The sequence below is a fragment of the Halobacillus litoralis genome (assembly GCF_020171725.1).
Lineage (GTDB): Bacteria > Bacillota > Bacilli > Bacillales > Halobacillaceae > Halobacillus > Halobacillus litoralis_F.
Map to the genome: position 1 here is coordinate 86249 of NZ_JAIVAJ010000004.1, position 23919 is coordinate 110167.

Below are 23919 nucleotides of genomic sequence, written 5' to 3' on the forward strand. Positions count from 1 at the left end.
GGACCGTTGCTGAGTTCTTTTATAATGGAAGAAGAGGATATAAGATTTTCTGAGGTTGCAGCTATATGACATGGTAAGCCACGTCCGGCTCCAGCGCCCAGCCCCTCGTGTCATAAGCAACCCGTCCTGCGGGAGGGAAAATCGTCTCCCTCCGGCCGTTTTGCTTATGCGTTTCGGGTCTCCCAGGGCGCCTGCGCCTTTGGTCTAATGGAAGAAGAGAAAGGAGTTCGTTTGGGCATGGCAACGATCAAAGATATTGCGAACAAAGTGGACGTATCGATTGCGACCGTCTCGCGCGTCCTGAACTATGACGAGACATTGTCTGTGAGTGATGACACGAAGCTGAAGATATTCGAAGCGGCCGAATCGCTTTCTTATAAGAAACGGGCGGCGAAGCGGACGAAGGTGAAGACGTTCGCCATCGTCCACTGGTACACGGAGAAGGAGGAGCTCGAGGACTTGTACTATATGTCAATCCGGATGGGGGCGGAAGAGCGCTGCCAGGATGACGGGGTGCAGGTCGTGCGGTATTTCCAGGACAATTTCCAACCGTTGAAAAAAGAGAAGGTGGACGGGCTGATTGCGATCGGCAAGTTCAGTGAGAAGCAGCGTGACGAGTTCGAGCAGCTCGCGCCTCACGTCGTCTACGTCGATGATTATGAGCCGACGAAGCGCAAAGTGGACCGGGTGGTCGTGGACTTCAGCCGCGTGACGCGGAGCGTACTGGACCATTTCATGGGGCAGGGGCTGACGCAGATCGGCTACATTGGTGGCCAGGAACGTCACAAGGATGACGCCTCGCCGATTCGGGATCCGCGTGAAGAAACGTTCCTGTCTTACATGCGTGAAAAGGGTGCGCTTGAAGAGAAGTGGATGTACCGTGGACCGTTTTCTGTCGAGGATGGCTATGAGCTGATGAAGAAGGCGATTGATGAGCATGGGGAAAGGCTCCCGCAAGCCTTCTTCGTCGGAAATGATTCGCTCGCCGTCGGCTGCCTGCGCGCGCTGAATGAAGCGGGTGTTTCGGTGCCGGGTCGCGTGCAGGTCATCGGCGTGAACGATATCAGCGTTTCGAAGTATGTGTTCCCTGCGCTGAGTACGGTGAAGGTGTACACGGAAATGATGGGCCGGGAAGCGGTCGATCTATTGAAGCAGCGGATGGAAGGTCGTCAGGTTGCGAAGACGGTGTATTTGGATACGGATCTTGTTGTGAGAGGCAGTAGTTATTGAATAAAAGGACTCCTGAGAGGCTGGAAGGCTGCTTAGGGGTCTTTTTTGTTATTTGTTTATTTGTAATGAAAGGGTTGAGGTTATCGGTCTCAAGTCGGTTTTAGAGAGAGTGAGAAAGTGTAGTGAGAGATGGGTATGATGGTATTGGGAGGACGTTAAAAGCATCCTCCCTTTATTTTTTAACTTTTATAACAATTTTACTTGTAATAAAACGTTTATTCATGTAATAATAGAGTTAACTTAAATGAAAGCCCTTTCTGAAAAGGGATTCAGGAATTCGACATAAATGAGGTGGAGCGCATGATGGCGACAGAACGGTTGCTTGAGAGAAAAGGGAGTACGTCGGTGGATTATCCGAGGCCGCAGTTCAAACGCAGCGAGTGGATCGATTTGAACGGGGCGTGGGCGTTTGGATTTGATCCGGAAAATCGCGGCGAGTCGGAAGGGTGGCAGCACGGTGGTTTCTTGAAGGATGAGATCAAGGTGCCGTATGTGTACCAGAGCGCGCAATCGACGGTGGAAAATAAAGAGCTGCATTCTATTGTCTGGTATGAGCGCACGTTTGAATGGGAGCTTACGGAGAAGGATGTGCACCTTCACTTTGAAGCGGTCGACTATTTGGCGAAGGTTTGGGTGAACGGGCAGTTCGCGGGTTCACATGAAGGTGGGCATACGCCGTTCCAGATGGAGATTCATTCCTTTTTAACAGACGGGGAGAACAGGATTACGGTTCGGGTCGAGGATGAGAATGATGTGGAGCAGCCGATTGGGAAGCAGTCATGGAAGGCTGAGAATTTCTTGTGCTGGTACACGAGGACGACGGGGATTTGGCAGTCGGTTTGGATGGAGGAAGTATGGACGGTTTATCTGGAGGATGTGAGGATGACGCCGCAGGTCGAGGATTCGGCGATTCAGATCGAAGCGCAAGTCAAAAGACACGATCACCCCGTGTACGTAGAGGCGGAAGTATTTTTCCAAGGGGAATGGATCACGACGGGTGGTGTGTGGTTGAAGGCGCATCAGAGGACGGCGGAGATGATGCTGGATGTCGAGTCGGATCAGGCGGATTTCCGGGTGTTCTACTGGTCGCCGGATGAGCCGAATTTGTATGATGTGCGCTTCACGGTGAAGGATCAGGATACGGTGCACGACCGGGTGGAGAGTTACTTCGGGATGAGGAAAATCGAGGTGGAAGATGGACGGATGCTGCTCAACCGGGAAACGTTCTATCAGAAGTTGATTCTTGATCAGGGCTATTACGGGGATGCGTTGATGACGGCGTCGTTCGATGAGATGAAGGCGGATCTTGAAAAGGTGAAGGAGATGGGCTTCAATGGGGTGCGTCGCCACCAGACGATTGCGGACCGCCGTTATATGTATTTGTGTGACAAGCTTGGGCTTGTGATGTGGGCGGAGATGCCGAGTTTCTTCAAGTTCTCGAAGCGTTCGATGAAGCGGATGATGGATGAGTCGAGGGAGATGATCGAGAAGCATGTCAATCATCCTTCTGTCATCGTCTACACGTTGATGAATGAGTCGTGGGGTGTGAATGAGGTGTATCATCGGAAGGATCAGCAGGACTTTGTAAACGCTTTATACTATCAGGCGAAGGCGCTGGATCCGACGAGGCTGGTCGTTGGGAATGACGGCTGGGAGCATACGATGACGGATATTCTGACGATTCACGACTACAATGCGGATGCGGATTCGATGCGGGAGAGTTATCGGGACAAAGCGTCGTTCGTCGATGGCAGTCCTTCGAAGACCAGCCGGAAGCAGAATTACGCGAAAGGCTATCGTTACCGCGGTGAACCGGTGATGGTGAGTGAGTATGGCGGCATCGCCTACGGATCGAGCGGGGGCTCGGACTGGGGCTATGGGAAGCGGCCTGAGTCGGAGGAGGAAGTGTTGAACCGTTTGAAGGCGTTGACGAGTGTCATTGAGGAGACGCCTTACGTGCAGGGCTTCTGCTATACGCAGCTCACTGATGTCGAACAGGAAGTGAATGGGCTGCTCGACCACAATCACGAGTACAAGTTCGCTCCTGAAAAAATAAAAGCCATTATGGCCAAGCAGTCTGACGGGTTTATTTTCGAATGAATCAAAGGAGGAGAAGAGGATGGCAACAGCAAAAAAGATGGTGACACAGGAAGTGGATAAGCGGGAGGATATCAGCAACAAGGAGTTTGCGTCGTATTTCGGCTACGGGTTCGGGCAGTGTATCAGCTTCGGACTCGTCGGCTCGTACATTTTGTTTTTCTACACGGATATTCTCGGGATTTCGGCAGCGGCGGCGAGTATGATCTTTCTGATCGCGCGGACGTGGGATGCGATCAATGATCCGATGATGGCGTCTGTGATGGATACGCTTCACTCTAAGCACGGGAAGTTCCGGCCTTATTTGAAGTACATGCCGTTTTTAATTGCTATTATTACTGTTGTTTGTTTTATACCGCTTGATGGACTGAGCATGACGGCTAAGATCTTGTTTGCGGGTGGTACGTACATTCTTTGGGGAATGATTTACACGGTTTCGGATGTGCCGTACTGGTCGTTGTCGACGGTGATGAGTCAGGACGCGCAGCAGCGGACGAAGCTGATTACGTTTGCGAACATGGGCGTTTTTGCCGGAATCGGATTGTCGCCGGTCGTGTTCGTCCCGCTTGCTGAGTGGCTTGGGCAGGGGGATCTCGGTCAGGGATACTTTCTTGCGACGGCTGTCTTGATGGTCGTGGCGCTTCCGATCATGTTGAATGGGTTCAAGAACACGAAAGAACGTGTCGCTCCGCCGAAGACGAAAGTGACATTGAAGGATGCCGCTCGCGCGGTTCGTGCCAACAAGCCGATGTTTGCGATCCTTGTCGTCTTCTTCTGTAATGTCTTCATGAACATAACGCAGGCGCTCAACGTATTCTTTTTTACGTACAATCTTGGAAACGCTTCCTTGATGTCGATCTTCGGAATCATCAGTCTGGCGAGCTGTATCGGATTCTTCGTCATTCCGAGCCTTGCCAAACGCTTTAAGAAAAAACATCTGCTGATGACGATTGTGGCGGCGGATATCGTCGTACGGATCGTCTGGTTCTCGGTTGGGTACTCAAGCGTCATCGTCTCCTTCGTCTTCATCGCGATTACGATGCTGTTGTACACGGCAACCGGTCCACTGATTTCTGCGATGCTTGCTGAGACGATTGAATATACCGAGCTGAAGACAGGAAAACGGAACGAAGCCGTGACCTTCTCGGGTCAGACGTTCACCGGCAAGCTGTCTGTTGCAGTGGCGGGTGGTCTGACGGGTGTGATCCTGACGTGGATCAACTACGCTCCGAACCAGGCTCAGTCCGTTGCGACGACCGACGCTCTGTTCTTCGTTGTCGCCCTGCTTCCGGCACTCGGCTCCCTGATCCGTCTGATTGTGATGTATTTCTACAATTATACGGAGGATGAGTATCAGGATGTCGTCGAGAAGCTTGAACAGCGTAAGTTGGAAGAGAATCCTTCCTATTAAATAGTAGCCTCTCCTTTTGCCGGGAGAGGCTTTTTTGTCGGGGGAAGGGTTGTGAGGGGAGGCTGGCTTTTCTGATATAATGGAAAAAGACTAGAAAAAACGGCGGTGTTGGAATGAAAAGTTTACAGTTATCGTTTGATAATATGCTGTCGATCAGCAAGGCGTTGGCGAATCAGACGCGGATCGATATTCTGAAAATCTTGAGTGAGAAGCCTCACAATGTGAACGAGTTGAAGGGGAAGCTCGGTCTTCCGTTTTCGACGACGGCCTCTCACGTCAATAAGCTCGAGGAGGTCGGGCTGATTGTGACCGAGCTTGTTCCGGGGCGGGGGACGCAGAAGGTGAGTGCGATCAATTATGACCGGGTCGTGATGGATCTCTTTTCTGATGACGGGACCTCGAATGATTATGAGCTGAAGTTCGAGATGCCGATCGGGGATTATCTCGATTGTCATGTCGTGCCGAACTGCGGGCTGGTCGCTGAAGACGGCTACATCGGTATGCAGGACGATCCCCGTTCATTCTATGAGCCGGAGCGGAAGCGGGCGCAGCTATTGTTTTTCCGGGACGGGTATGTCGAGTATCGTTTCCCGAACCGGATTCCCTACGGCTATCAGGCGAAGGAGATTGAATTCAGTGCCGAGCTTTGTTCGGAGGCGCCGAATCATAAGATGGAGTGGCCGTCTGACATTACCGCGTGGATCAACGGCTTTGATGTCGGGACGTGGACATCGCCGAGCGACTTCGGTGGTGAGCGCGGGTTGTTGACACCGGATTGGTGGAGGACGAACTACACGCAGTACGGTCTTTTGAAGCAGTGGAAGGTGACGGATCAGGGCTGTTTTATCGATGGAAACAAAATTGACAACGGCCTGAGCCTTGGTGACCTGATGATTGACGGGAAACCGTACATTTCATTCAAGCTTGGCATCAAGGAAGACGCGGTCAATTCGGGAGGCTTGAACTTGTTCGGTCCGAAGTTCGGGAATTACGAGCAGGGGATTCTGATGCACGTGAAGTATGAGAAGTAGAGGGGGCGATTCCCCTTTGCTTCAGGCTTGGATGAACGATATACTGGTTGTAAACGTTTTTAACAAACATACGGGGAGCATACATATGGAAAAATTGAATGTGCTTGTAACAGGAATCGGTGGGCCGATCGCTCAGGGCATCCTGCAGGGCTTGAAAAAGCGGCATGATGTACGGCTGATCGGAGCGGACCGCCGGGAGCTGACGACTGGAAATCAGTTCTGTGATGAAGTCCGGCTCATTCCACCACTATCGGAGAGGGAAAACTATCAATCGGCCATTCTCGACATCATAGAGAGAGACGAGATCGACGCCATTTTCCCCTGTCTGCACGAGGAAGCGGAAATCTATCAGCAATTCAGACACCAACTCACCATCCCAGTCGCTCTGCCAACCGGCCATCACGGCGCTGAACTTCTGAACAAAGAGAGCGTCTATCAGCTCATGGAAACGCACCATCTTCACGACTATATCCCACACTATTATGGATTCAACACCAAAGAAGAACTTCTACACATCAAAGAACATCATTTCCCGAATCATCCATACATGGTCGCTAAAAAAGTGAACGGACACGGGTCCCTCGGCTACTCGGTTTTGATGGATCGCGGCGATTATCTCAAGGCTTATCAAAGAGGCATGCAAAAAGCGATCAACCTTGAAGATTACATCGATATCGACGAATCGAGCCGCCGGATTGCAATGGAATACATAGATGAACCAGAATACAGCGTCGACGTCTACATCCACGAAGGCCAGGTGATAACTGCCGTCCCAAGGAGGAGAACCGGCGTCTCGAACGGCATCGTCCTCGATGGCATTGTAGAGAAACACGAAGAATTGATCGAAGCAGCGACCGAGATTTCTGAATCGCTCGTCGTCAGCGGGTTTCTCAACCTTCAATTCATGGGGAAAAAATTGACCGATCTCAACCCGAGGTTCTGCGGCAGCCAAGTGATGTCGCTCGGGGCGAATGTGAATTTCCCAGAACTCTTTTTACAATATGAAGTGTTAGGCGAACCGGTTGAGGTTTCGCCGAAATGGAACACGCGCATGCTCCGCTACAGGCAGAGCATGTTCATACACGAAGAATAAATTTTGTCAGGCATTGGGGTACATCATGAAAAAAGCTGTTGTTACATTAATGGTCTTAACGGTTCTTTCGAAAATCATCGGATTTCTGCGCGACGTCACCCTGTCGTATTTCTACGGAACGAGTGGCATCAGTGATGCCTACGTCGTGGCGATTACGATTCCGACGGTGCTCTTCGGCATCGTCGCAGCGGGAATTTCGACGGGGTACATTCCGATGTACAGCCGGATTGAGGAAGAGGAAGGATCCGTTCCGGCCAAACGTTTTACCAATCAATTGATCACGGTGCTCATGATCGCTTCCACGCTCTTACTTGTGGCGGGATGGGTATGGGCAGAGCCGCTGGTGCAGGTATTCGCCAAAGGATTTGAAGGCGATGTCTTGAGGACGGCGGTTCTATTCACGAGGTGGAGCTTGTTCGGCATCTACTTCACGATTCTGATCCGCGTGTTGAGTGCGTATTTGAATTATCAAAAGCAGTTCGCGATCCCGAACTTGATCGGGATTCCGATGAGTCTTGTCGTGATTCTCTCAATCTATTTGAGCTTCGTTTTCGACCGCCCTGTGCTGCTTGCGGCGGGGTATGTGGTCGCGCTCGGGGTGCAGTTCGTCATTCTATCGATTTTTTCCTACCGGCATCAGTTCCGGTTCAGGTGGTCGCTCGATGTTCGGAACAAGCACTTGAAACGAATGCTCGTCATCGCCGTGCCGGTCATGCTCGGGACCGCGGCGACGCAAATGAACCGTCTCGTCGACCGGACGCTTGCCTCTGATGTCATCGTCGGGGGTGTGTCGGCGATGAATTATGCGCAGTCGTTGAACGGCATCATCCACGGCGTTTTCGTCGTCTCAATCACGACGGTCATGTATCCGATGATTACGAAGATGGCTTCTAAACAAAACATCGACGGCATGAAAAAAGCGGTCAACGATTCGATGACGGCGGTCATCATGCTCGTTGTTCCGGCTACAGTCGGTGCGATGCTTTTTGCTGAACCGATCGTCCGGCTGTTGTTCGAGCGCGGCGCGTTCGGGGAGGAGGCGGTCGAGCTGACGTCATCTGTGTACTTTTACTATTCGCTTGGAATGGTCGCGGTGGGTCTGCGGGTTGTGCTTTCGCAAGCCTTCTATGCCCAGCAGGATACGAAGACGCCGATGTTCAATACGGCGGTCTCGATGATTGTGAACATCATTTTGAGCCTGCTGTTCGTCCCATCACTCGGAGTCGGCGGCCTGGCGCTCGCCACGAGCATCGCCGCCTTCTTAGCGACCTTCCTCCTGCTCCTTCGTCTGAGGATGAAGGTCGGACAGCTCCGTCTCAAGCGGGTGGCCGTTTCCACGGTGAAAATTGTGGTGGCTTCCCTTGTGATGGGTGCAGCCGCGATGTGGGTGTACAGCCAGATGACGACGGTGATGCCGCTGAATGCTGCGCTGATCGTCACGGTTTTGGCAGCGGCTGTTGTTTATGTGGTGCTGCTTGTCCTTTTCCGAGTGCCGGAAGTGCGGACGTTGATTCAGAGATTCAGATAAAATCAGAAACGGACCTTTTCGCTCTTATGCGGGGGTCCGATTTTTTTGCATCTGTGTTAAGGTATTGGTAGGTTATGACATTTGGAGAAGGGGGAGTGCGTGGATGAAAAAGTGGATCGGGATGGCGCTCCTGCTTTTTATCGCAGGCTGCCAGTCGGAGTTGACGATTGCGGAAGAGTTTTCGATTCAAGAGGAAGTGTGGAAGATTTCGATTGAGGAAAACCGAGAGGCCGTGGAGACAGTGAATACGGAGATCATCGATTCATTCATGACAACGATTCGGGACTTGCCGTTAATGGAAGCAGAAGGGCGCTGGGTGAGTGCAAACAACGACCTGCACGGCTCATCGATCCGGGCGCGGCTGTTCAGAGAAGGGTCGGACGTGGCCTTTGCCGAGTTTGCTGTGGCAGAGTCCGGAGAGGCGCTTTTTTTATATGAACAGGTGGAGCCGGTGGAGAACGGGTATATTTTAGAAGAGAAAAACCCGGAACTTTATGAAGAAGTACGGGGGTTCTATGAAGCTGTTCATGTTGCGGAGGTCATGGAGATTGTCGAATAAGAGAAAGAGGGAGTAGACATGCGCTTTTTAGTCTGTGGCCAAGCACGAAACTTGATGAAGGGGATTCGATGAAGAAGCATATTTGGAAGTTGATGACGGCCGTGTTGGCTGTTGGTTTAATCGTTGTGGGGTATCAATTTTACTCCCAGCAAGCCCAGGCCGTCGAAGAGAAAAAAGAGATGTATGTAGAGTTAGCTGTTGATGAAGAAATGAAGTTTCACAGATTAAATGAGTACACGGAGACGATCCTGACTTCAACAAACCTTGAAGAGGTTCACTCGGCACTACAGGAAATGTCTGGACACGGTCTCTATGAGTACCGGACGACACTTGATTTTATCAGTATGATAGATGTTCAGTCAGGGAACGAAGTAACGCGACTAGAAGTACCTTTTAATCAATACAGTGACTATCTGTTAGAGAAGTGGGATGGAAGCGGCTTGGATGCTCATGAGTGGGAAGCCATCCGAATGCTGCACCTTAAGGCTGTCGAAGCGGAAACAGCTTTTAAGGACATAACGGCGGTGTTAATGGGAAGTAAAGGGAGCCTGCAGAAGGAAGTCCTCCAAGAAAGAGTTGTAAGGCTGGTCACAACCTGGGGCGAACAGGCCACACTGAAAGAACTTGACCCCCAATACGCTCAATACAAAGAAGCGCCGAACGTTCCCGCAGAAGCCCCTTCAGAACCGGAGCCGATTCTGTCTGATGAAGAGGTCCGTGCGGCAGCCAAAGAAAGAATGGCGCCGTTCTGGAGAGAAGGAGAGTCGCTCAGGCAGACAGGCAGCGGTCAGCATTACTCTACGGTTTATGGGAAATACGTGACGCTCATCCAAGAAGGCAGCCCTTACCAAGCGTGGATGGCGAAGCAGGGGGGCGTGCTGCTCGAATTTACGACTATCAATCATAAACTGCTTGAAGATAGAGACGTTACGGGAGAAGCTATGGTGAAAGATGCGGTTGAAGCTGTGCAGCCTTTTGAGCCGGATATGAACTTTTCCGGGGAGATCGATTGGAGTGAACAAGGGCGAACGATGGTGAAGGTCTACCGTGAAATCGAAGGGCTCGTTGATCGGTCGAGCTTTATTGCCGTGACCTACGACGAGACGTCCTCAGGGAATGGGCTTTCAAAAATGGTGTTCACAGAGTGGTATGACGACGACCGGATTCAAAATGTGACGCCGGAACTGACACCAGAAGAAGCTAAGCAGCATGTTCATCCGAATCTGACCGTAAGCGGTGAACCGGAGCTTGCGATCAAGAATGGGGATGTGCTGGTATACTTGGTTCCTGTCGAAGGGGTTGAAACCGTCGAGTATGTCAAACTGAACGCTGACACGGGTGCGTATATCGGTACAAAATAAACAAAAGCCTGACTCCCACTGGGAATCAGGCTTTTTCTTTTACTGGCTCAGACCCTCCTGAATGGTTTCGATGTTCGATTCCATCATGGAGATGTACGTATCACCTTCTTCACCCGGTGCTGCCAGGGAGTCGGTGAAGACGTCGCCGCGGATCGGGACGCCGGTTTCTTCTGATACGGCTTCCATGCTGCGTGGGTCGATACTTGTTTCAACAAATAGCCCTGTGATTTGTTTTTCGTTGATGATGTCTACGATACGGGTGATCTGTTCAGGGGTTCCCTGGTTCTCCTGGTTGATTTCCCAGATGTATTCGGCTTGGAACCCGTAGGCTTCGCTGAAGTATTTGAATGCACCTTCACTCGTGACGAGGACGCGCTCTTCTTCAGGGATTTTGTTGTATTCGGATACTGCTCTGTCATGCAGCTCTTGCAACTCGGCGATGTAGGCTTCGGCATTTTCTTCATAAACGTCTTTGTTTTCCGGATCGGCTTCGATCAGGCCGTCTCTTGCATTCTCGGCATATTGGATGCCGTTACGGATGTCGAGCCATGCGTGAGGGTCAGCTTCGCCTTCGTTCCCTTCAGAGGTCAAATACATTTCCTCGACTCCTTCACTCATGAGGAAAACGGGCGCATCTTCTCCGTCTTTACCTGCGGTTTCCATTAAGCGGTCGAACCACGCGTTGCCTGCTTCCAAGTTTAAGCCGTTGTAGAAGACAGCGTCAGCGTCGGTCGCTTTTTTCACATCTTCCGGAAGTGGTTCGTATTCGTGAGGGTTGGACCCGATCGGGGCGAGACTGTGAATGTCGACCTGGTCACCTCCGACGTTCTTTACGATGTCATAGACGATGGAATACGTCGTCACGACCTGCAGTTTGCCGCTATCCGACTCTTCCGCATTCCCCTCTGCTTCTTCTGAACTGCAAGCTGTAAGTAAACCGATGGCGAGTATCGTCACCAGCATAAACCAAAGTTTCTTCATGATTAAATCTCTCCTTTATTGTAGTGACGCGCGTTGTCGGCGCGTTTTTGCGAGTTTGAACAGCCATCCGTGTTTCGGTGAAAACAGGAAGGCTACGATAAACAGAGACGTCGCGGCCATGACGATGGTGGCTCCTGAAGCCAGGTTGTACGTGAAGCTGAAGTACAGCCCGACGATTGAGGACACGGCGCCGATGCCAGCCGCGAGAAAGACCATGACCGCCAGCCGGTCTGTAAGTAAATAAGCGGTCGCAGCCGGTGTGATCAGCATCGCGACGACGAGGACAATCCCGACCGTCTGCAGCGAAGCGACCGTGACCATCGTCAGCAGCGTCATAAGGAAATAGTGAATGATGCGCACCGGTAGACCGTATGCCGCCGCCATCGTTTCGTCGAATGACGTGACCAGCAATTCTTTATAGAAAAGATAGACGAGTGCGATGACGAACAGTCCGATTCCGAGCGTAATCCACATATCCGATGAACGGACAGCGAGGACGTTCCCGAACAGGATGTGATACAAGTCGGTACTGCTTTTCAGCATCGTAATGACGATGATTCCGGCTGCGAAGGCGGCCGTGAACATGATGCCGATCGACGTATCGTGCTTGATCCGGCTGTTCTGGCTGACGAACCCGATGGCAATCGCCGTGAGTACACCGCTGAATACGGCCCCGAAGAAAAAGTTGATTCCGAGCATATACGAAATCGCCACTCCGGGCAGGACGGCGTGCGAAATCGCATCACCCATCAGCGCCATCCCGCGCAGGATAATGAAGCAGCCGATCACTCCGCAGATGATGCCGACCATCGTGGAGGTGAGCAGCGCTTTTTGTAAAAAGCCATATTCCATGACGGCTTGAATAAATTCCATCCTCTACACCCCCATTTCATTCATGAAGGCAAACGGCGTCTGATAAGCGCGCTGCATGACGTCCGGTTGGAAAACATCCTGCACCGCTCCGAACCCGACCAACTCTTTGTTCAAAAGAATCAGCTGATCGAAATACTCCTGCGCCTTGCTCAAGTCGTGGTGCACGACGACGACCGTCTTCCCGTGCCGGCACAATTCCTTCAAAATCTTCACGATTGTTTCCTCACTCGACACATCGACTCCGACGAACGGTTCATCGAGAAAAAAGACATCCGCTTCCTGCGCGAGGGCCCGTGCCAGAAACACGCGCTGTTGCTGACCACCCGATAGTTCGCCGATCTGCCTGCGGCTGAAGTCTTCCATCCCGACACGGCGCAGACATTCCATTGCCCACTGCTTCTCTTTTTTACGAGGGCGTCTGAACCACTTCAATTTCGGATACGTGCCGAGAAGAACGGCGTCAAGCACCGTAATCGGGAAATCCCAGTCGATGTGATTCCGCTGAGGGACGTAGGCAATCTGTTTCTGCACCTCTTTGACAGGTGCCCCGAGTATGTTGACGAGTCCTTTATCTCTCGGAATCAAACCGAGTACCGACTTGATGAACGTCGACTTCCCAGCCCCGTTCGGGCCGACGATTCCGACGAGATTGCCGGATTCGATATCAAGCGTCACACCGCTTACAGCCTCCGTTCCGAAATAGGAGACGTAGAGATCCTGAACGGATATCGCTGTCTGTTTCATCCTGATTCCTCCTTTGTGAATGTTGATAAAAAGCACATGTTTTTCCTTTGACCAACTTTTAGATTAAAAAATAATTCTCCTCTTACGATATGGGAGAAGGGTTTGAATGTTTCTTACTTTTTTAGTTAACCGTCAAAAAGTTTCCTTGATGCAAAATATATAGAAGTGCGCACAAATTGTCAACCGTTTTTATGAAAAAGAAAAGCCGCATTGGACTCAAGGGTCCGATGCGGCGGGGATTTAATTGCGATACGCTTTTTTGATTTGTTCTTCATAATCTGGCGTGAGCGAGACGTCCGGATGATACGCCGGTGCCTGGTTGAACGCTTCTTTGATGGCGGCCGTCTGGATCGTCTGCTCGGCCCAGCTCACATTCACGATCTGTTCGGAAGGGAGGAGGACTTTCTTGTCGGCATCCTCCATTTTCACGATGACATACCGGATCTTCCACGTTTCGTCATCAATGAGGAAACTCTCCACTTTTCCAGTCACGCCGTCTTTCGCTCTGACGTGATAGCCCTCGATTTCAGATGTCTTCCGGACGTGGGATTCCTCGGACTGCTCTTCGGTCATTTCGATCATTTCCTGCTGGACGACTTCTGATGGGTAGAAGCCGGGGCCCCAAATGCCGGGCTCTCCCCAGTAGTTGCCCCAGCCGAAGAACAAGTTCATCCTCGCTTCCTGTTCACGGGAAACGGGCTGATCGGTGTCGATATCCGGACTCTCCTTCACCTGCTCTTTCGTCAAATGGACGGAGATGTGATTCGCATCGTGGTTGATTTTTTCAATGGAAATGGGGGAGATGAGCACCTTCCGCCCGGGAAGCCACTTTCTCGTATCGGCAGCGAGATAGCGCACCGCCCACTTTTCGTCATCGAATAAAAACGCATCGACTTTGCCGAGCTCTGCGTCTTCGGCGTCGATCGTGTAGTCTTCTATGAATCGTTCATTATGGATCATTGGGAATCCTCCTTCTAATCAGTAGATTCCCGTGGCGCACGGTTTTGAATCATAGGAGCAGGCTTTTCGGACATAAGGGGATATTTTTGAAGGATTTTGTCAAGTTTTAGCGAAATAAAGGGTATGTAAAGATTCCGTCGGAAAAAAGGGGTGGAACGAAGATGGGGGCACTGGTGATCTATATTCTGCTGTATCTGCTGCCCGCAGGTTTACTTTTTCACCTGGCTCTGGACATTCTTGGCAGAAACATGAAAAACACGGAGCATCTCTTGCTGAGCGGGTATATCGGATGTTATGGGATTCTCTTTTTCTCTGAATTCATGCGTCATCTCGTGGACGTATCGTATAGTCCATTCTTCATCACTTATCTATTCGGAAATGCGGGACTTCTCTTATTCTCGTTTTCTCTTCATTTCATCTTCAAGGTTACGAAATTGGGTGAGCGGATGCCGAAGTGGGTCTATCCGTGGGTGTTCTACCTGCCGGTTGTGATCATTCTATTTACGGTTCTCTTCCAGACGAACGTGACCAACAGTGCTTCTTTTGAAAAAGTCGGGTATTTCATTTATCCGGAATTCAATGCGTCTTACTTGATTACGATGACGGTCGGAAACGTCTTTCATTTCCTTGTCGTCATCCTGCTTCTCGTCGTCCATCGCCGTCTGCAGCTATCGGTTCGGAGAAGGATCATTCGACTGCTTGCGGTGATTGCCAGCTTTGTCCTTGTGTGGGACATCATCTTCGGCTATGTGCAGCTGCAAGGGTCGATTCCCCCTTATCCATATATTTACGGAGGGATGATCTGGACACTGGCGCTCGGTGTCGGGATGAAACGCTTCGACTTCCTGGCATCCTACAGCCACCGTTTTTCCATTTTGTATGACCTGAACCCATCGTCGATCCTGCTGCTCGATGCTCGTTATAAAATCGACAGCGCCAACCCGGCGACGAAGAAGCTCCTCGAACTGCCTCGCGTGCAGGGGAAAGATTTTCTCGATCATTTAAGTATCGATAAAAAGGAAGAAACCATTGAGCATTTGAACCGGAGTTTTCTTACTGGGAAGAAATTCTCAAGCTTCGAAACGATGCTCCGGACAACTTCTGGCAGCCCACGTCACGTCTTGATGGATGGCGACTTTCTGCTTATCGATCAGCGTGTGTATCTGATGCTGATCATACGCGACATCCAGGTGATGAAGGAAGCTGAGGAGACGATTCGCTTCCTTGCTTACAACGATGCCTTGACCGAACTGCCGAACCGCCGCTCCTTTTACGAGTCGGCCGAGAAGGAATTGTCGGAGTCCGATACGGTCGCGTTTCTTATCCTGGATCTGGACGGCTTCAAGAGCATCAATGACACATACGGACACCAGACTGGGGACGATTTCCTCATTCATGTGGCACGGTTTCTTGAAACGCATATTGGAAAGAAGGGAACAGTTGCCCGTGTGGGAGGGGATGAGTTCTATGCGGTCCTTCCCGCCCAGTCCAAGCAGGAGGTGGAGCGGTTCGAACGCAGCTTGAGGGAAGCCGCCGACGAGCGCCCGTTCCGGCATGGACAGGAAGCGATTCCGATTCGATACAGTTTGGGGATCAGTCTTTATCCTGAGCATGGGGAGACGGTGGAGTCTCTGATATCGAAGGCGGATCGTTCGATGTATCAGGTGAAGAAGAATGGGAAGAACGGGTCTTCTGTGTGGGTGAGGTAGTAGAGTACCACAATGAATTTTGCTCTCCGTTCCATTGCTGTCTTGGAAACGTAGGCAAAAATAGTAGCAATAATGTAGAAAACAAGCGTGCTGCCCTGTGAGCGGGGTGGCACTTTTTTGTATGTGATATTTGTTATACTGAAAGGAAGAACTTTCCTTTTGCTTGATGAAAATAGGAAAGAAGATGCTAGATAGAAAAACCTTTTACATAAAGGAGAGGAAATGATGAACAAGATGATGACCGTATTCATTTTGATCCTGGCTCTTATCGGCTGTCAGCCCAATACGCCGGAGCCTGAATTCACATTGGGAAACTATTATCCGAGTCAAATGGCGCCGAACGAGACCTATACGATTGTGGTTCCTTTTGAATGGGAGGGGGAAGAGGAGCTGACATTGAAATCGATGGTTCCCGTGGCAGAGGGAGAGCCTTCGGTTGACGCTGCTTTCCAGCCGGCGTTTTATATCGGGGAAAGCACGAAGCGGACGGGAATCTACAGTCGCCAGGAGATTGGGGAGCGGACCGAGGTGGAAGGCTATCCGGTTCAGAACGAGCAGACGCTGATCATGCAGTGGACGGCACCGGATGATGCGACCAACCAAACGTACAATCTGCAAATCACCTATGAATCTGGCGGGGAGGAGTATCAAAAAGAAGTCGAGTGGGGCACGTTGACGGAAGTCATGAGTGATGAAGTGATTTCAGCACCGAAGAAGGCAACACCGCTCGAGGAGAAACCGAATTTCGTCCTTACCTTGGATGGTGAAGAAGTTCCTTTTCAAGTTATCGAAGAGTGTTGGGCTGAGGATTGCAGTGAAGATGAATCCTTTCTATCAGAGCCTGTCATTGATTTAGAAGTCGAGGAAATGACGGAGGACTTGGAGCCCGTTCCAGTAAGTTCTGGTGATTTTCTTGAGATTACTGTGGAAGGAGAGGAGCCTGAACTGATTGAGTATAAGAGACTTGTGGATTCGATTTTCATAGAGGAGCGGCTGAATGATTCTGCGATTGAATTATATAAAGAAGGCACGCATCATTTCCTGTTTACGGCACTCTGGTATGATGAGGACATGCTTTTTCAAGGTTCGAAAACAATTGGTGTCGTCTTTAAGGTTGGGGATTGAGGGTGTGAGCTCTTATTTGTTTTGAAACGTTTCCTTGATGAAATGGTCGTTAGATAGATTTGGGACAAGCATGGCCAAGGTCAGTGGATTTTCTGTCTCATATTTCTGGTATTGAGACAGCCACTGCACCAGTAAGGCGATTTTGTGTCCCATATATCTCTAAATGGGACAGCACCTCCACGAGTCAAGCGTTTCGGAGTCCCATATCCACTTTTATGGGACAGCCATTGCACGAGACAGGCGTTTCAGCGTCCCATATCTCTATTTATAGGACAGCTCCACCCGCGAACTGAGTGGTCATTGTCCCAATCCTACGTCAGGCTTAAAAGTCCCATCTTCGTCTCATTCATTCTATGATCATTTGAAAAATTCTTTTGTAAGTCTTTTCTAAATGGTTGGATTGACCCCGTGTAATGGTATATGATGACCCTATTCGAAACTATGAAAGGGATGACCATTTGTGCGCGCCATTGCCAACCATTTATACATTTTTTACTCATTCGTCTTTCTACTAAACGTCGTTCACGTCTTTTGGCAGAACAGCGTACTCTATACCATCATCGGTGTTCTCGGTATCATCATGACCGCGATCAGCTTCCCGCGTGCTGACCGCGTCTTCCGGACACTCGGCATCATCTTGATCGCAGCGGGGACCTTTTTCTTCCTATCGAGTGACGCCGACATTTCAAGCATTCCCGCTTTCTTCGCAGGCAACGTCGGCATTCTGTTTCTCGTCTCCATGCTGCCGTGGATGAACAGCGCCGTGAAGGCAGGAAGGTACAACAAACTGTTGAAAACCCTGCTCGGACGCAACGTCGACGGACTCGGGACCTTGTACATGCGCTCAGAGGCGACGATGGTCTCCCTCGCCGCTTTTCTCAACTTGTCGTCTGCGACCATTTCGCAGGACCTCCTGCGCGAACAGCTGAAGGACATCCAGACGAAGGTCAAGAACAGCTTCATCCTGATGACCACCCTGCGCGGCTACTCGCTCGCCCTGTTGTGGAGCCCGCTTGAAGTCCTGCTTGCGACATCGATCTTCATCACAGGTGCCGACTACATACAAGTCCTCCCGTGGATGCTGCTCATCGCCATCCTCGGCCTGACCGTCGACTCCCTGATCGGACGATTCCTGTTCCGCAAGCATGACATCGATTTATCGGTAAAAGTAGAACGGGGTCAGAAGACCGGCAAACTCGTCCAGTTCATCGCAGCACTCGTTCTCTTTCTGTGCGTAGTGGTTTTCTTAGGCAACGTGATCGAGCTTGACTTTCTCTTTTCTGTGACCGTGTCGATCTTCCCGTTCGCGCTTCTTTGGACGCTGCTGATCAAGAGGAGGAGGAGCTTCTTCAAAATCGGCTGGCCGGCATGGAAGACGAGTACGAATCACTTGAGCAACTTCATCGTACTCTTGCTCACGCTCTCCTTTTTGACCGAAGCCTTGAATGCTTCTCCGTACTTGAGCTATCTGCAGGATCCGCTGATTGCCTTGGAGGGGAGTCCAATTTACATCATGCTGTTCATTCAATCGGCATTTCTCGTCATGACGCTCCTCGGGGTACACCCGATTGCGACGATGGGAATCTTCGGAGGCGTGGGGGAGCTCTTAATCGGAAGCTTCTCACCTGTGACGCTGACGATTCTGCTTTCGACGTGCGCGATTGCGACTGTACCGTCGGCGCCGTATGGTTTGATCGTGACGATTACATCGGTCGCGCTTCGGATGAATCCGTATCAGATTGTGCTTAGAAACCTGCCGTATAGCATTGTACTTGGACTGATCGGCATCGCCATTTCGCTCTTGACGATGGTGGTGTAAGCTTCGACGAAAGGAGAGGATATCAATCAGACGTCATCAACTGGAGGCCATAGCTGCGTACATCGAGGAACAGGCGCCTTCTTTTATAGAAGAAACCGCCATCTGGATTTCCAAAATCTTTTTGACGAAAACGAGAGTGGATTATAAATCAGGGGAGGGCCTCTCTGACAGCGGGGAGTGGCTTGAGCCGACGGATTACCAGTCGCTCGCAAGCTTCACGGAAGAGGAGTACACAGGCGTCAGCTTCTCCTCGCCGCTCGATGGGATGGGCATGGTCCATGAAACGTATGCAGAAGAGATGGATGCGCTTTTGACAGAATGGATGCAGGAACAGAAGCGGGAGGCCATAGCCGACATCGTGGTGACGGATCAATATGTTGATGACATTCTTCTAGAGCTAGAAGGGAACGAACTTTTTTCTGAACTGGAGGAGGCATTGAAGGCAAGGGTTGAGTCCGCAGATGTTTCCTACTTACTGAAGCTTGGTGAGAGGAAGGTGCAGGAAGACCTGTGGGTGGAGCTTGAAGAAAGTGAGCGTCAGCAGGAGAAGGAACGGCAGAACAAGACGCTCGCTGGTGCCTACTGGAACCGCGTCTGCAACCTGCATAAGCTGAAGGATCGCCGGAAGATGCCGGAGATGGTCGATGAACCGTACTTCGACACCTACATCGCACCGCTTCTTAAGAAAGACATCATCGAAAACGGAAAAGCCAAGGCCGTCCACCTGCTCGGCACCTACCAGCCTCATTCGTTCTCAAACGCGGTGGTGAGAAAGCTGAAACAGTTCGACGTGTGAATTGAAGTGGAATCCCAGTGCGGGTTCTGCTTTTTTTATAGGAAGAAGTAGGCTATGCGCGCTCGTCGTGTGCCAATGCGCGTTTGTAGCGATCCTATGCGCATTCGCCGTGTTCTAAGCGCCTTCAGGACGATCCCATGCGCGTACATCCACACTTCTCTATCAGCCTATTTTCCATACCGCCCTTAACTTCAGGCAGGGTCATGCATATAAAAACAGTACAGCGCTTTTAATGAGAATAGTAGGGAAATCTCATGTGTGGCTGTACGTGACGTTCGACCAGGCTGGGATCTAGTTTGTAGGAAAGTTGACCTCAACGGAGATGAGGAGAAGGTGTGGTGTGAATCGGGTGAAAAAGCACTTCGTTTCTATCTTTCTCGTTTATTTTGTTTGGGTGGTTATTGGTGTCCTTGTCGTGATGAGCTTTGCTGGATTTCCGTTTGAACAGAGTGTTAGGCTGGCTTTACTTTTTGCCGTTTCGTTCACGGGCGCTATGTGCTCGACGAAGTGGTCTCAGAAATATCATGGCTATAAGCAAACGAAGACGTTGTTTGGGCTTTTCGTAGCGATGTTGTACTCGATAATCTTTGTTGTTGTCACATGCATTCTGCTTGAGCTGATCGGTGTGTACCAAGTCGCATGGGAAGCACTTCTTTTCGCAGGATTCGGAGCTGTTCTGGGAATCTTTATCCCTCGTCTGTTGTTTGAGCTTGTGGAGGATCGTTCGTACCCACTTGTCAAAAGAGGGAAGAAAGCCTTGATTATCGGAGCAGGGGAAGCCGGTCAAATCGTGCTGAATGAGTTGAAAGTTGAATCGGAAAATCCATTGTTTCCAGTGCTCTACCTCGATGATGATAAGGATAAGCAGGGCATGAAGATCCAGAGCATTCCAGTACTCGGCAAGGTCGAGGACCTCGAATGGATCGTGCACAGGTTCAGGATCGAAGTCGTCATCATTGCCATCCCCTCTGCGCCGAAAAAAGAAATCTCCAGCATCGTGGGTCTCTGCGAGGAGCTTGAGTTGGAAGTTCGAATGCTTCCTTCAATCAGGGAGATTATTGATAAACAAGTGAACACCGAGGCAGGCGGCGATGTGCAGATGCAAGACTAGCTGGGATGGAATCGTTGAAACCGTTCAGAGAAAGTGTCTCTGGGCGGTTTTTTCGGTTGGCGTGGAGGGAAAAGGTTGAGAGCGGCATCGTCACGACCGTTATTTCGCAAAGCGGCAGGATGTGCAGTACAATAGAGGAAGCGAACCGTAAGCTTTGAGGAGGAAGACACGATGACAACAAAATTATTTTATGAAGATCCCTATAGAACACAGTTTGAGACGACCGTTTTGAAGCAGGAGGAGGACAAGCAGGGGCTTTATGCGGTGCTTCAGGAGACCGCTTTCTACCCGACAGGTGGCGGGCAGCCGCATGACACCGGAACGCTTTCGGGGGTTAAGGTGACGGATGTAGAGGAAGTGGACGGGGAGATCCGGCATTACATAGAAGAGCCGCTTCAAGGCGATACGGTGGAAGGGTCGGTCGACTGGGAGCGCCGCTTCGATCATATGCAGCAGCATAGCGGACAGCATATCGTTTCGGCTGTTTTTCACGATACGTTCAATCTTCCGACGACGAGTTTCCATTTAGGAAAAGAGACCGTTACGATCGACCTCGATGCAGAGGAGCTTTCCGATGAGGTGCTTCAGCAGGCAGAGGACAAGGTCCAGGAGATCATCATGAAGGGTCTTCCGATTGAACCTGAATGGATGTCGGTCGAGAAGGCGGGAGACTATCCTTTGCGTAAGCCCCTGTCCGTTGAAGGAGACGTGCGTCTCGTCATCATTCCGGAAGTCGATTACAGCGGGTGCGGCGGTACGCATCCTGCTTCGACGAGCGAAGTGCTGGCCGTGAAGTTCCTCGGCTGGACGAAAAATAAAAAACAGGTCCGCCTTGAATTTGTGTGCGGTCACCGTGTGCTGAAGGAACTCGGCGCGAAGCATCAGGTGCTCGGCGACGTGAAGCGGCTGGTCTCAAGACCTGAGCCTGAGGTCGCGGATGAAATCGAACAGCTTTTGACAGCGGGGAAAGAAAAAGAGAAGAGAATCCGTGATTTGGAAGAGAAGCTTCTGACGTATGAAGCGCGTGAGCTTGCCGCGGAAGCACTGGGAGGGCAGGTGATCCAGCACGTTTTTGAGAACCGTCCGATGAAGGACCTCCAGGCGCTCGGCAAAGCGATCGTCGAACAGAAGAGGGATTCCTACGTCATTTTGGTCAGTGAACAGGATGAACAGCTGCAGTTCATTCTCGCTCATGGACAGGAGCTTGATCGGAATATGAATGAAGTAGCGAAAGAGGTCATGCCATTGATCGATGGAAAAGGTGGCGGAAAGCCGGACTTCGTCCAAGGCGGCGGCCGGAACGTAATCGATGCTGTGACCTTCGCGGATCATGTGAAAAACGCGCTGTAAAAAAGAAAAGCCCAAATCGCATCGCCGGCCGTTACATCGTGCCGCGGTCGATTTGGGAGCGGAGCATCGCTAAGTTGTTCGAGACAAATCGGGATGTGTCTGCGAGTGTGTCGATGGCGTTCGCCTTCTGTGCAGACAGTTGGCGGACGATATCATCGAACAATTGAATCATTTCCTCGAGAAGGACGGTTGCACTCACATTGTAGAGTCGTACGTTCTCATATTGACTGCCTTCAAAAAGAGCAGTCTCGATATAAGGCTGGAACCGTTCTAACAGCTCCGGCAGATGGGCCGCTAATTTGGTCACCCCTTCTTGAAGTCCCTCGACCATATCTTCCATTTCGTCTAAAGGCTGCAACGCATCATTGACATAGGCGCGTACTTTATCGTCGAAATCATTGAACAATCCGATCAGCTTCATCGGCAGAGAATTCGTTGCCTGGACGGTAATCATCCGGATGGTTTGCTTTGCTGTGGAGATGCTTTGTTCCATCATTCCGAGCACGCCATCCACGGTCGTCAATAAAGGTAAGATGCGCACATGGACGGACTGCTTCAACAGGTCGAACGCCGAGTCACGTGCCTGTTCACGAATCAAGAGCCCGATACCTAAGTAATCCGATTCCGTCATATCGAACGCTTCTGTCTTTTGCAGGGCTTCGACGTCACGAACAGCCGTCGCTCCGGTTTGGATGGATTGACCAACCGACCGGTCACGCGCTTCGAAATTCTCGCCGACTTGAAGGACCTGCGTGCCGTACTGGCTGATCTGGGTCATCATCTTCTCTTTATTTTGTTGAATCACCTCATAGTGGGCATCCAGTTCACCGACGACGGCATCGTAGAACGCATCGGTGCCTCCTTCGAATAACTGAGGGAAGATCTGTTGTTTAATATGAAGGAACTGTCCCACTGCCTCTTCCAACAAGGTGCCGAGATTGTAGACGAGCTCCTTCAAGTAAGCGAAGATGCTCTCCACGCTGATGTCGACATCGAATACGAATTCCGCAATTTCGAAGGGAGGGGAGTTGAGGATGGTGTTCAGCCCTCTGTAACGCTGCTCGGCCTCATCTAGTTTACTCGCAATCAGCTCCTGCTCGAAAAAAGCGGCATTGCCGTTCACCGTGAGCCCCCTTAGGGCAGGATGGAACGAAATGCCGTCCACCATCTCGGTGAACACCTGCTTCAATTTTTCAAGGCGGGTGTGAAAAAGAGACGCCTCGTGGTCGACGATGTCGATGGAGTGACCGAGGTAACTCGAAGCAAGGGAGAGTCTCTCGGTGACCAGCCCTTGGACAGCTTCTGATAACTCGGTCAGCTGAGTGGAATTGATATCGATGATGTCGGTCTGTCCCCCATAAAGCGGGACGCCGGTCCAGACGCTTGTGACGATGTGTTCGTCTGATCCGATGTAGATTTTACCGTAGCCGGGTTCGCCTTTTTCTCCGACCCTAATAAACTGCTGAGACATTTCCTTCGACAGATAGCCTGTATGGTTAGAACTCAGTAAATGATCTGAATGTGGCACGCCAGAAGATATTCGATAGACTTTACCTGGAATTCGGTAATCCAGATTGATAGATTCTTCTACACCAGTCAGAACATCGTATTTAGAAAAGTAGTTGGTAATGTTCGTATGTTCTTGGGTTTGGTCCACTAAATCCTTTGGTAAGATGGCTGGATTCAAGGTGACAGCATGTACACTTTTTTCTTCAACTGCAATAGCGTTTGTAAGTGCCCCTCCTAAGGAATTTCCAGCAACATACGATATTTTTCCAAACCTTTTTTCCATACGATCGAAATAGTTTTTAGCATCTGATAGCTGTTGGGGTACGTTGCTCCCAATTAACTGTGCATCTGTTGAAAGATCCTGAAATTGCTCTTTGTTTGTTCCTGCATAAATAATTGCGTATTCGGTAGGGATGTCAGATTCCACAGAATCCTCAGAATCCATTTCGACATTACTAATAGTATAAGCATCTAATCCTGATTCACTAATGTTTACCTTATCTTTTATCATATATTTGTTGTTGTTTACAATAATTGTTTCGGTCCGGCCGTAACTCTTATAAGCATTGTACCCGGCTAGTTCTACCAGATCTCGATCATTAAACCAGTTTGGCTTATTCTTCAAAATAATA

General features: G+C 50.6%; 20 protein-coding genes. 15 read left to right on the plus strand and 5 right to left on the minus strand.

The features are described from left to right. The first annotated feature begins 237 nt into the window (after positions 1-237). From LCM20_RS09010 to LCM20_RS09045, 8 genes are all read left to right on the plus strand, one after another. A complete protein-coding gene (locus LCM20_RS09010) occupies positions 238-1230 on the plus strand; it encodes a LacI family DNA-binding transcriptional regulator (protein WP_225195120.1) in 993 nt (330 codons plus the stop codon). Between the two features lie 303 nt (positions 1231-1533). Continuing rightward, positions 1534-3330 (plus strand): glycoside hydrolase family 2 protein, encoded by a 1797-nt coding sequence (locus LCM20_RS09015; protein ID WP_225195121.1) that lies wholly within the window; start codon positions 1534-1536, stop codon positions 3328-3330. Positions 3331-3349: 19 nt separating this feature from the next. Beyond that, a complete protein-coding gene (locus LCM20_RS09020) occupies positions 3350-4738 on the plus strand; it encodes an MFS transporter (protein WP_225195122.1) in 1389 nt (462 codons plus the stop codon). Between the two features lie 113 nt (positions 4739-4851). After that, positions 4852-5769, plus strand: coding sequence for an ArsR/SmtB family transcription factor (locus LCM20_RS09025; protein WP_225195123.1), 918 nt, complete (start codon positions 4852-4854; stop codon positions 5767-5769). 85 nt (positions 5770-5854) lie between these two features. Further along, the gene (locus LCM20_RS09030; protein WP_225195124.1) at positions 5855-6862 is read left to right on the plus strand and encodes an ATP-grasp domain-containing protein; all 1008 of its coding nucleotides are present in this window, start codon (positions 5855-5857) and stop codon (positions 6860-6862) included. A gap of 25 nt (positions 6863-6887) precedes the next feature. Further along, complete coding sequence (gene murJ / locus LCM20_RS09035) at positions 6888-8390, plus strand: murein biosynthesis integral membrane protein MurJ (protein WP_225195125.1); 1503 nt, start codon at positions 6888-6890, stop codon at positions 8388-8390. Positions 8391-8493: 103 nt separating this feature from the next. Then, a complete protein-coding gene (locus LCM20_RS09040; protein WP_225195126.1) occupies positions 8494-8949 on the plus strand; it encodes a hypothetical protein in 456 nt (151 codons plus the stop codon). Between the two features lie 68 nt (positions 8950-9017). Beyond that, positions 9018-10310, plus strand: a complete 1293-nt coding sequence (locus LCM20_RS09045) for a hypothetical protein (RefSeq protein ID WP_225195127.1) — start codon at positions 9018-9020, stop codon at positions 10308-10310. A 39-nt stretch (positions 10311-10349) separates the two neighbouring features. On the opposite strand, the gene LCM20_RS09050 is transcribed toward LCM20_RS09045, so the two are convergent. The 4 genes from LCM20_RS09050 to LCM20_RS09065 all read right to left on the minus strand — a co-directional run bounded on the left by LCM20_RS09050 (position 10350) and on the right by LCM20_RS09065 (position 13868). Further along, positions 10350-11291 (minus strand): metal ABC transporter substrate-binding protein, encoded by a 942-nt coding sequence (locus LCM20_RS09050; protein ID WP_225195128.1) that lies wholly within the window; start codon positions 11289-11291, stop codon positions 10350-10352. Between the two features lie 15 nt (positions 11292-11306). Continuing rightward, on the minus strand, positions 11307-12164 hold the full coding sequence (locus tag LCM20_RS09055; protein ID WP_225195129.1) for a metal ABC transporter permease: 858 nt from the start codon (positions 12162-12164) through the stop codon (positions 11307-11309). Positions 12165-12167: 3 nt separating this feature from the next. Next, complete coding sequence (locus LCM20_RS09060) at positions 12168-12908, minus strand: metal ABC transporter ATP-binding protein (RefSeq protein ID WP_225195130.1); 741 nt, start codon at positions 12906-12908, stop codon at positions 12168-12170. 240 nt (positions 12909-13148) lie between these two features. Further along, a complete protein-coding gene (locus tag LCM20_RS09065) occupies positions 13149-13868 on the minus strand; it encodes a PRC-barrel domain-containing protein (RefSeq protein WP_225195131.1) in 720 nt (239 codons plus the stop codon). A gap of 173 nt (positions 13869-14041) precedes the next feature. On the opposite strand from LCM20_RS09065, the gene LCM20_RS09070 reads away from it, so the two are divergent. The 7 genes from LCM20_RS09070 to LCM20_RS09100 all read left to right on the plus strand — a co-directional run bounded on the left by LCM20_RS09070 (position 14042) and on the right by LCM20_RS09100 (position 21778). Continuing rightward, complete coding sequence (locus tag LCM20_RS09070; RefSeq protein WP_225195132.1) at positions 14042-15577, plus strand: diguanylate cyclase domain-containing protein; 1536 nt, start codon at positions 14042-14044, stop codon at positions 15575-15577. Positions 15578-15802: 225 nt separating this feature from the next. Continuing rightward, a complete protein-coding gene (locus tag LCM20_RS09075) occupies positions 15803-16702 on the plus strand; it encodes a hypothetical protein (RefSeq protein ID WP_225195133.1) in 900 nt (299 codons plus the stop codon). A 460-nt stretch (positions 16703-17162) separates the two neighbouring features. Beyond that, positions 17163-18521, plus strand: a complete 1359-nt coding sequence (locus LCM20_RS09080) for a hypothetical protein (RefSeq protein ID WP_225195134.1) — start codon at positions 17163-17165, stop codon at positions 18519-18521. Between the two features lie 121 nt (positions 18522-18642). Continuing rightward, positions 18643-19317 carry a hypothetical protein gene (locus LCM20_RS09085; protein ID WP_225195135.1) on the plus strand — a complete coding sequence of 225 codons (675 nt, stop codon included), beginning with the start codon at positions 18643-18645 and terminating at the stop codon, positions 19315-19317. 340 nt (positions 19318-19657) lie between these two features. Beyond that, positions 19658-20428, plus strand: a complete 771-nt coding sequence (locus tag LCM20_RS09090; protein WP_225195136.1) for a nucleoside-diphosphate sugar epimerase/dehydratase — start codon at positions 19658-19660, stop codon at positions 20426-20428. 5 nt (positions 20429-20433) lie between these two features. Continuing rightward, the gene (locus LCM20_RS09095) at positions 20434-20586 is read left to right on the plus strand and encodes a hypothetical protein (protein WP_225195137.1); all 153 of its coding nucleotides are present in this window, start codon (positions 20434-20436) and stop codon (positions 20584-20586) included. A gap of 13 nt (positions 20587-20599) precedes the next feature. Further along, positions 20600-21778: an alanyl-tRNA editing protein gene (locus LCM20_RS09100; protein WP_225195138.1), complete on the plus strand. Its 1179-nt coding sequence runs from the start codon at positions 20600-20602 to the stop codon at positions 21776-21778. Positions 21779-21809: 31 nt separating this feature from the next. Here LCM20_RS09100 and LCM20_RS09105 read toward each other — a convergent pair whose 3' ends face one another. Continuing rightward, a complete protein-coding gene (locus LCM20_RS09105) occupies positions 21810-23912 on the minus strand; it encodes an SA1320 family protein (protein ID WP_225195139.1) in 2103 nt (700 codons plus the stop codon). Positions 23913-23919: the final 7 nt, after the last annotated feature.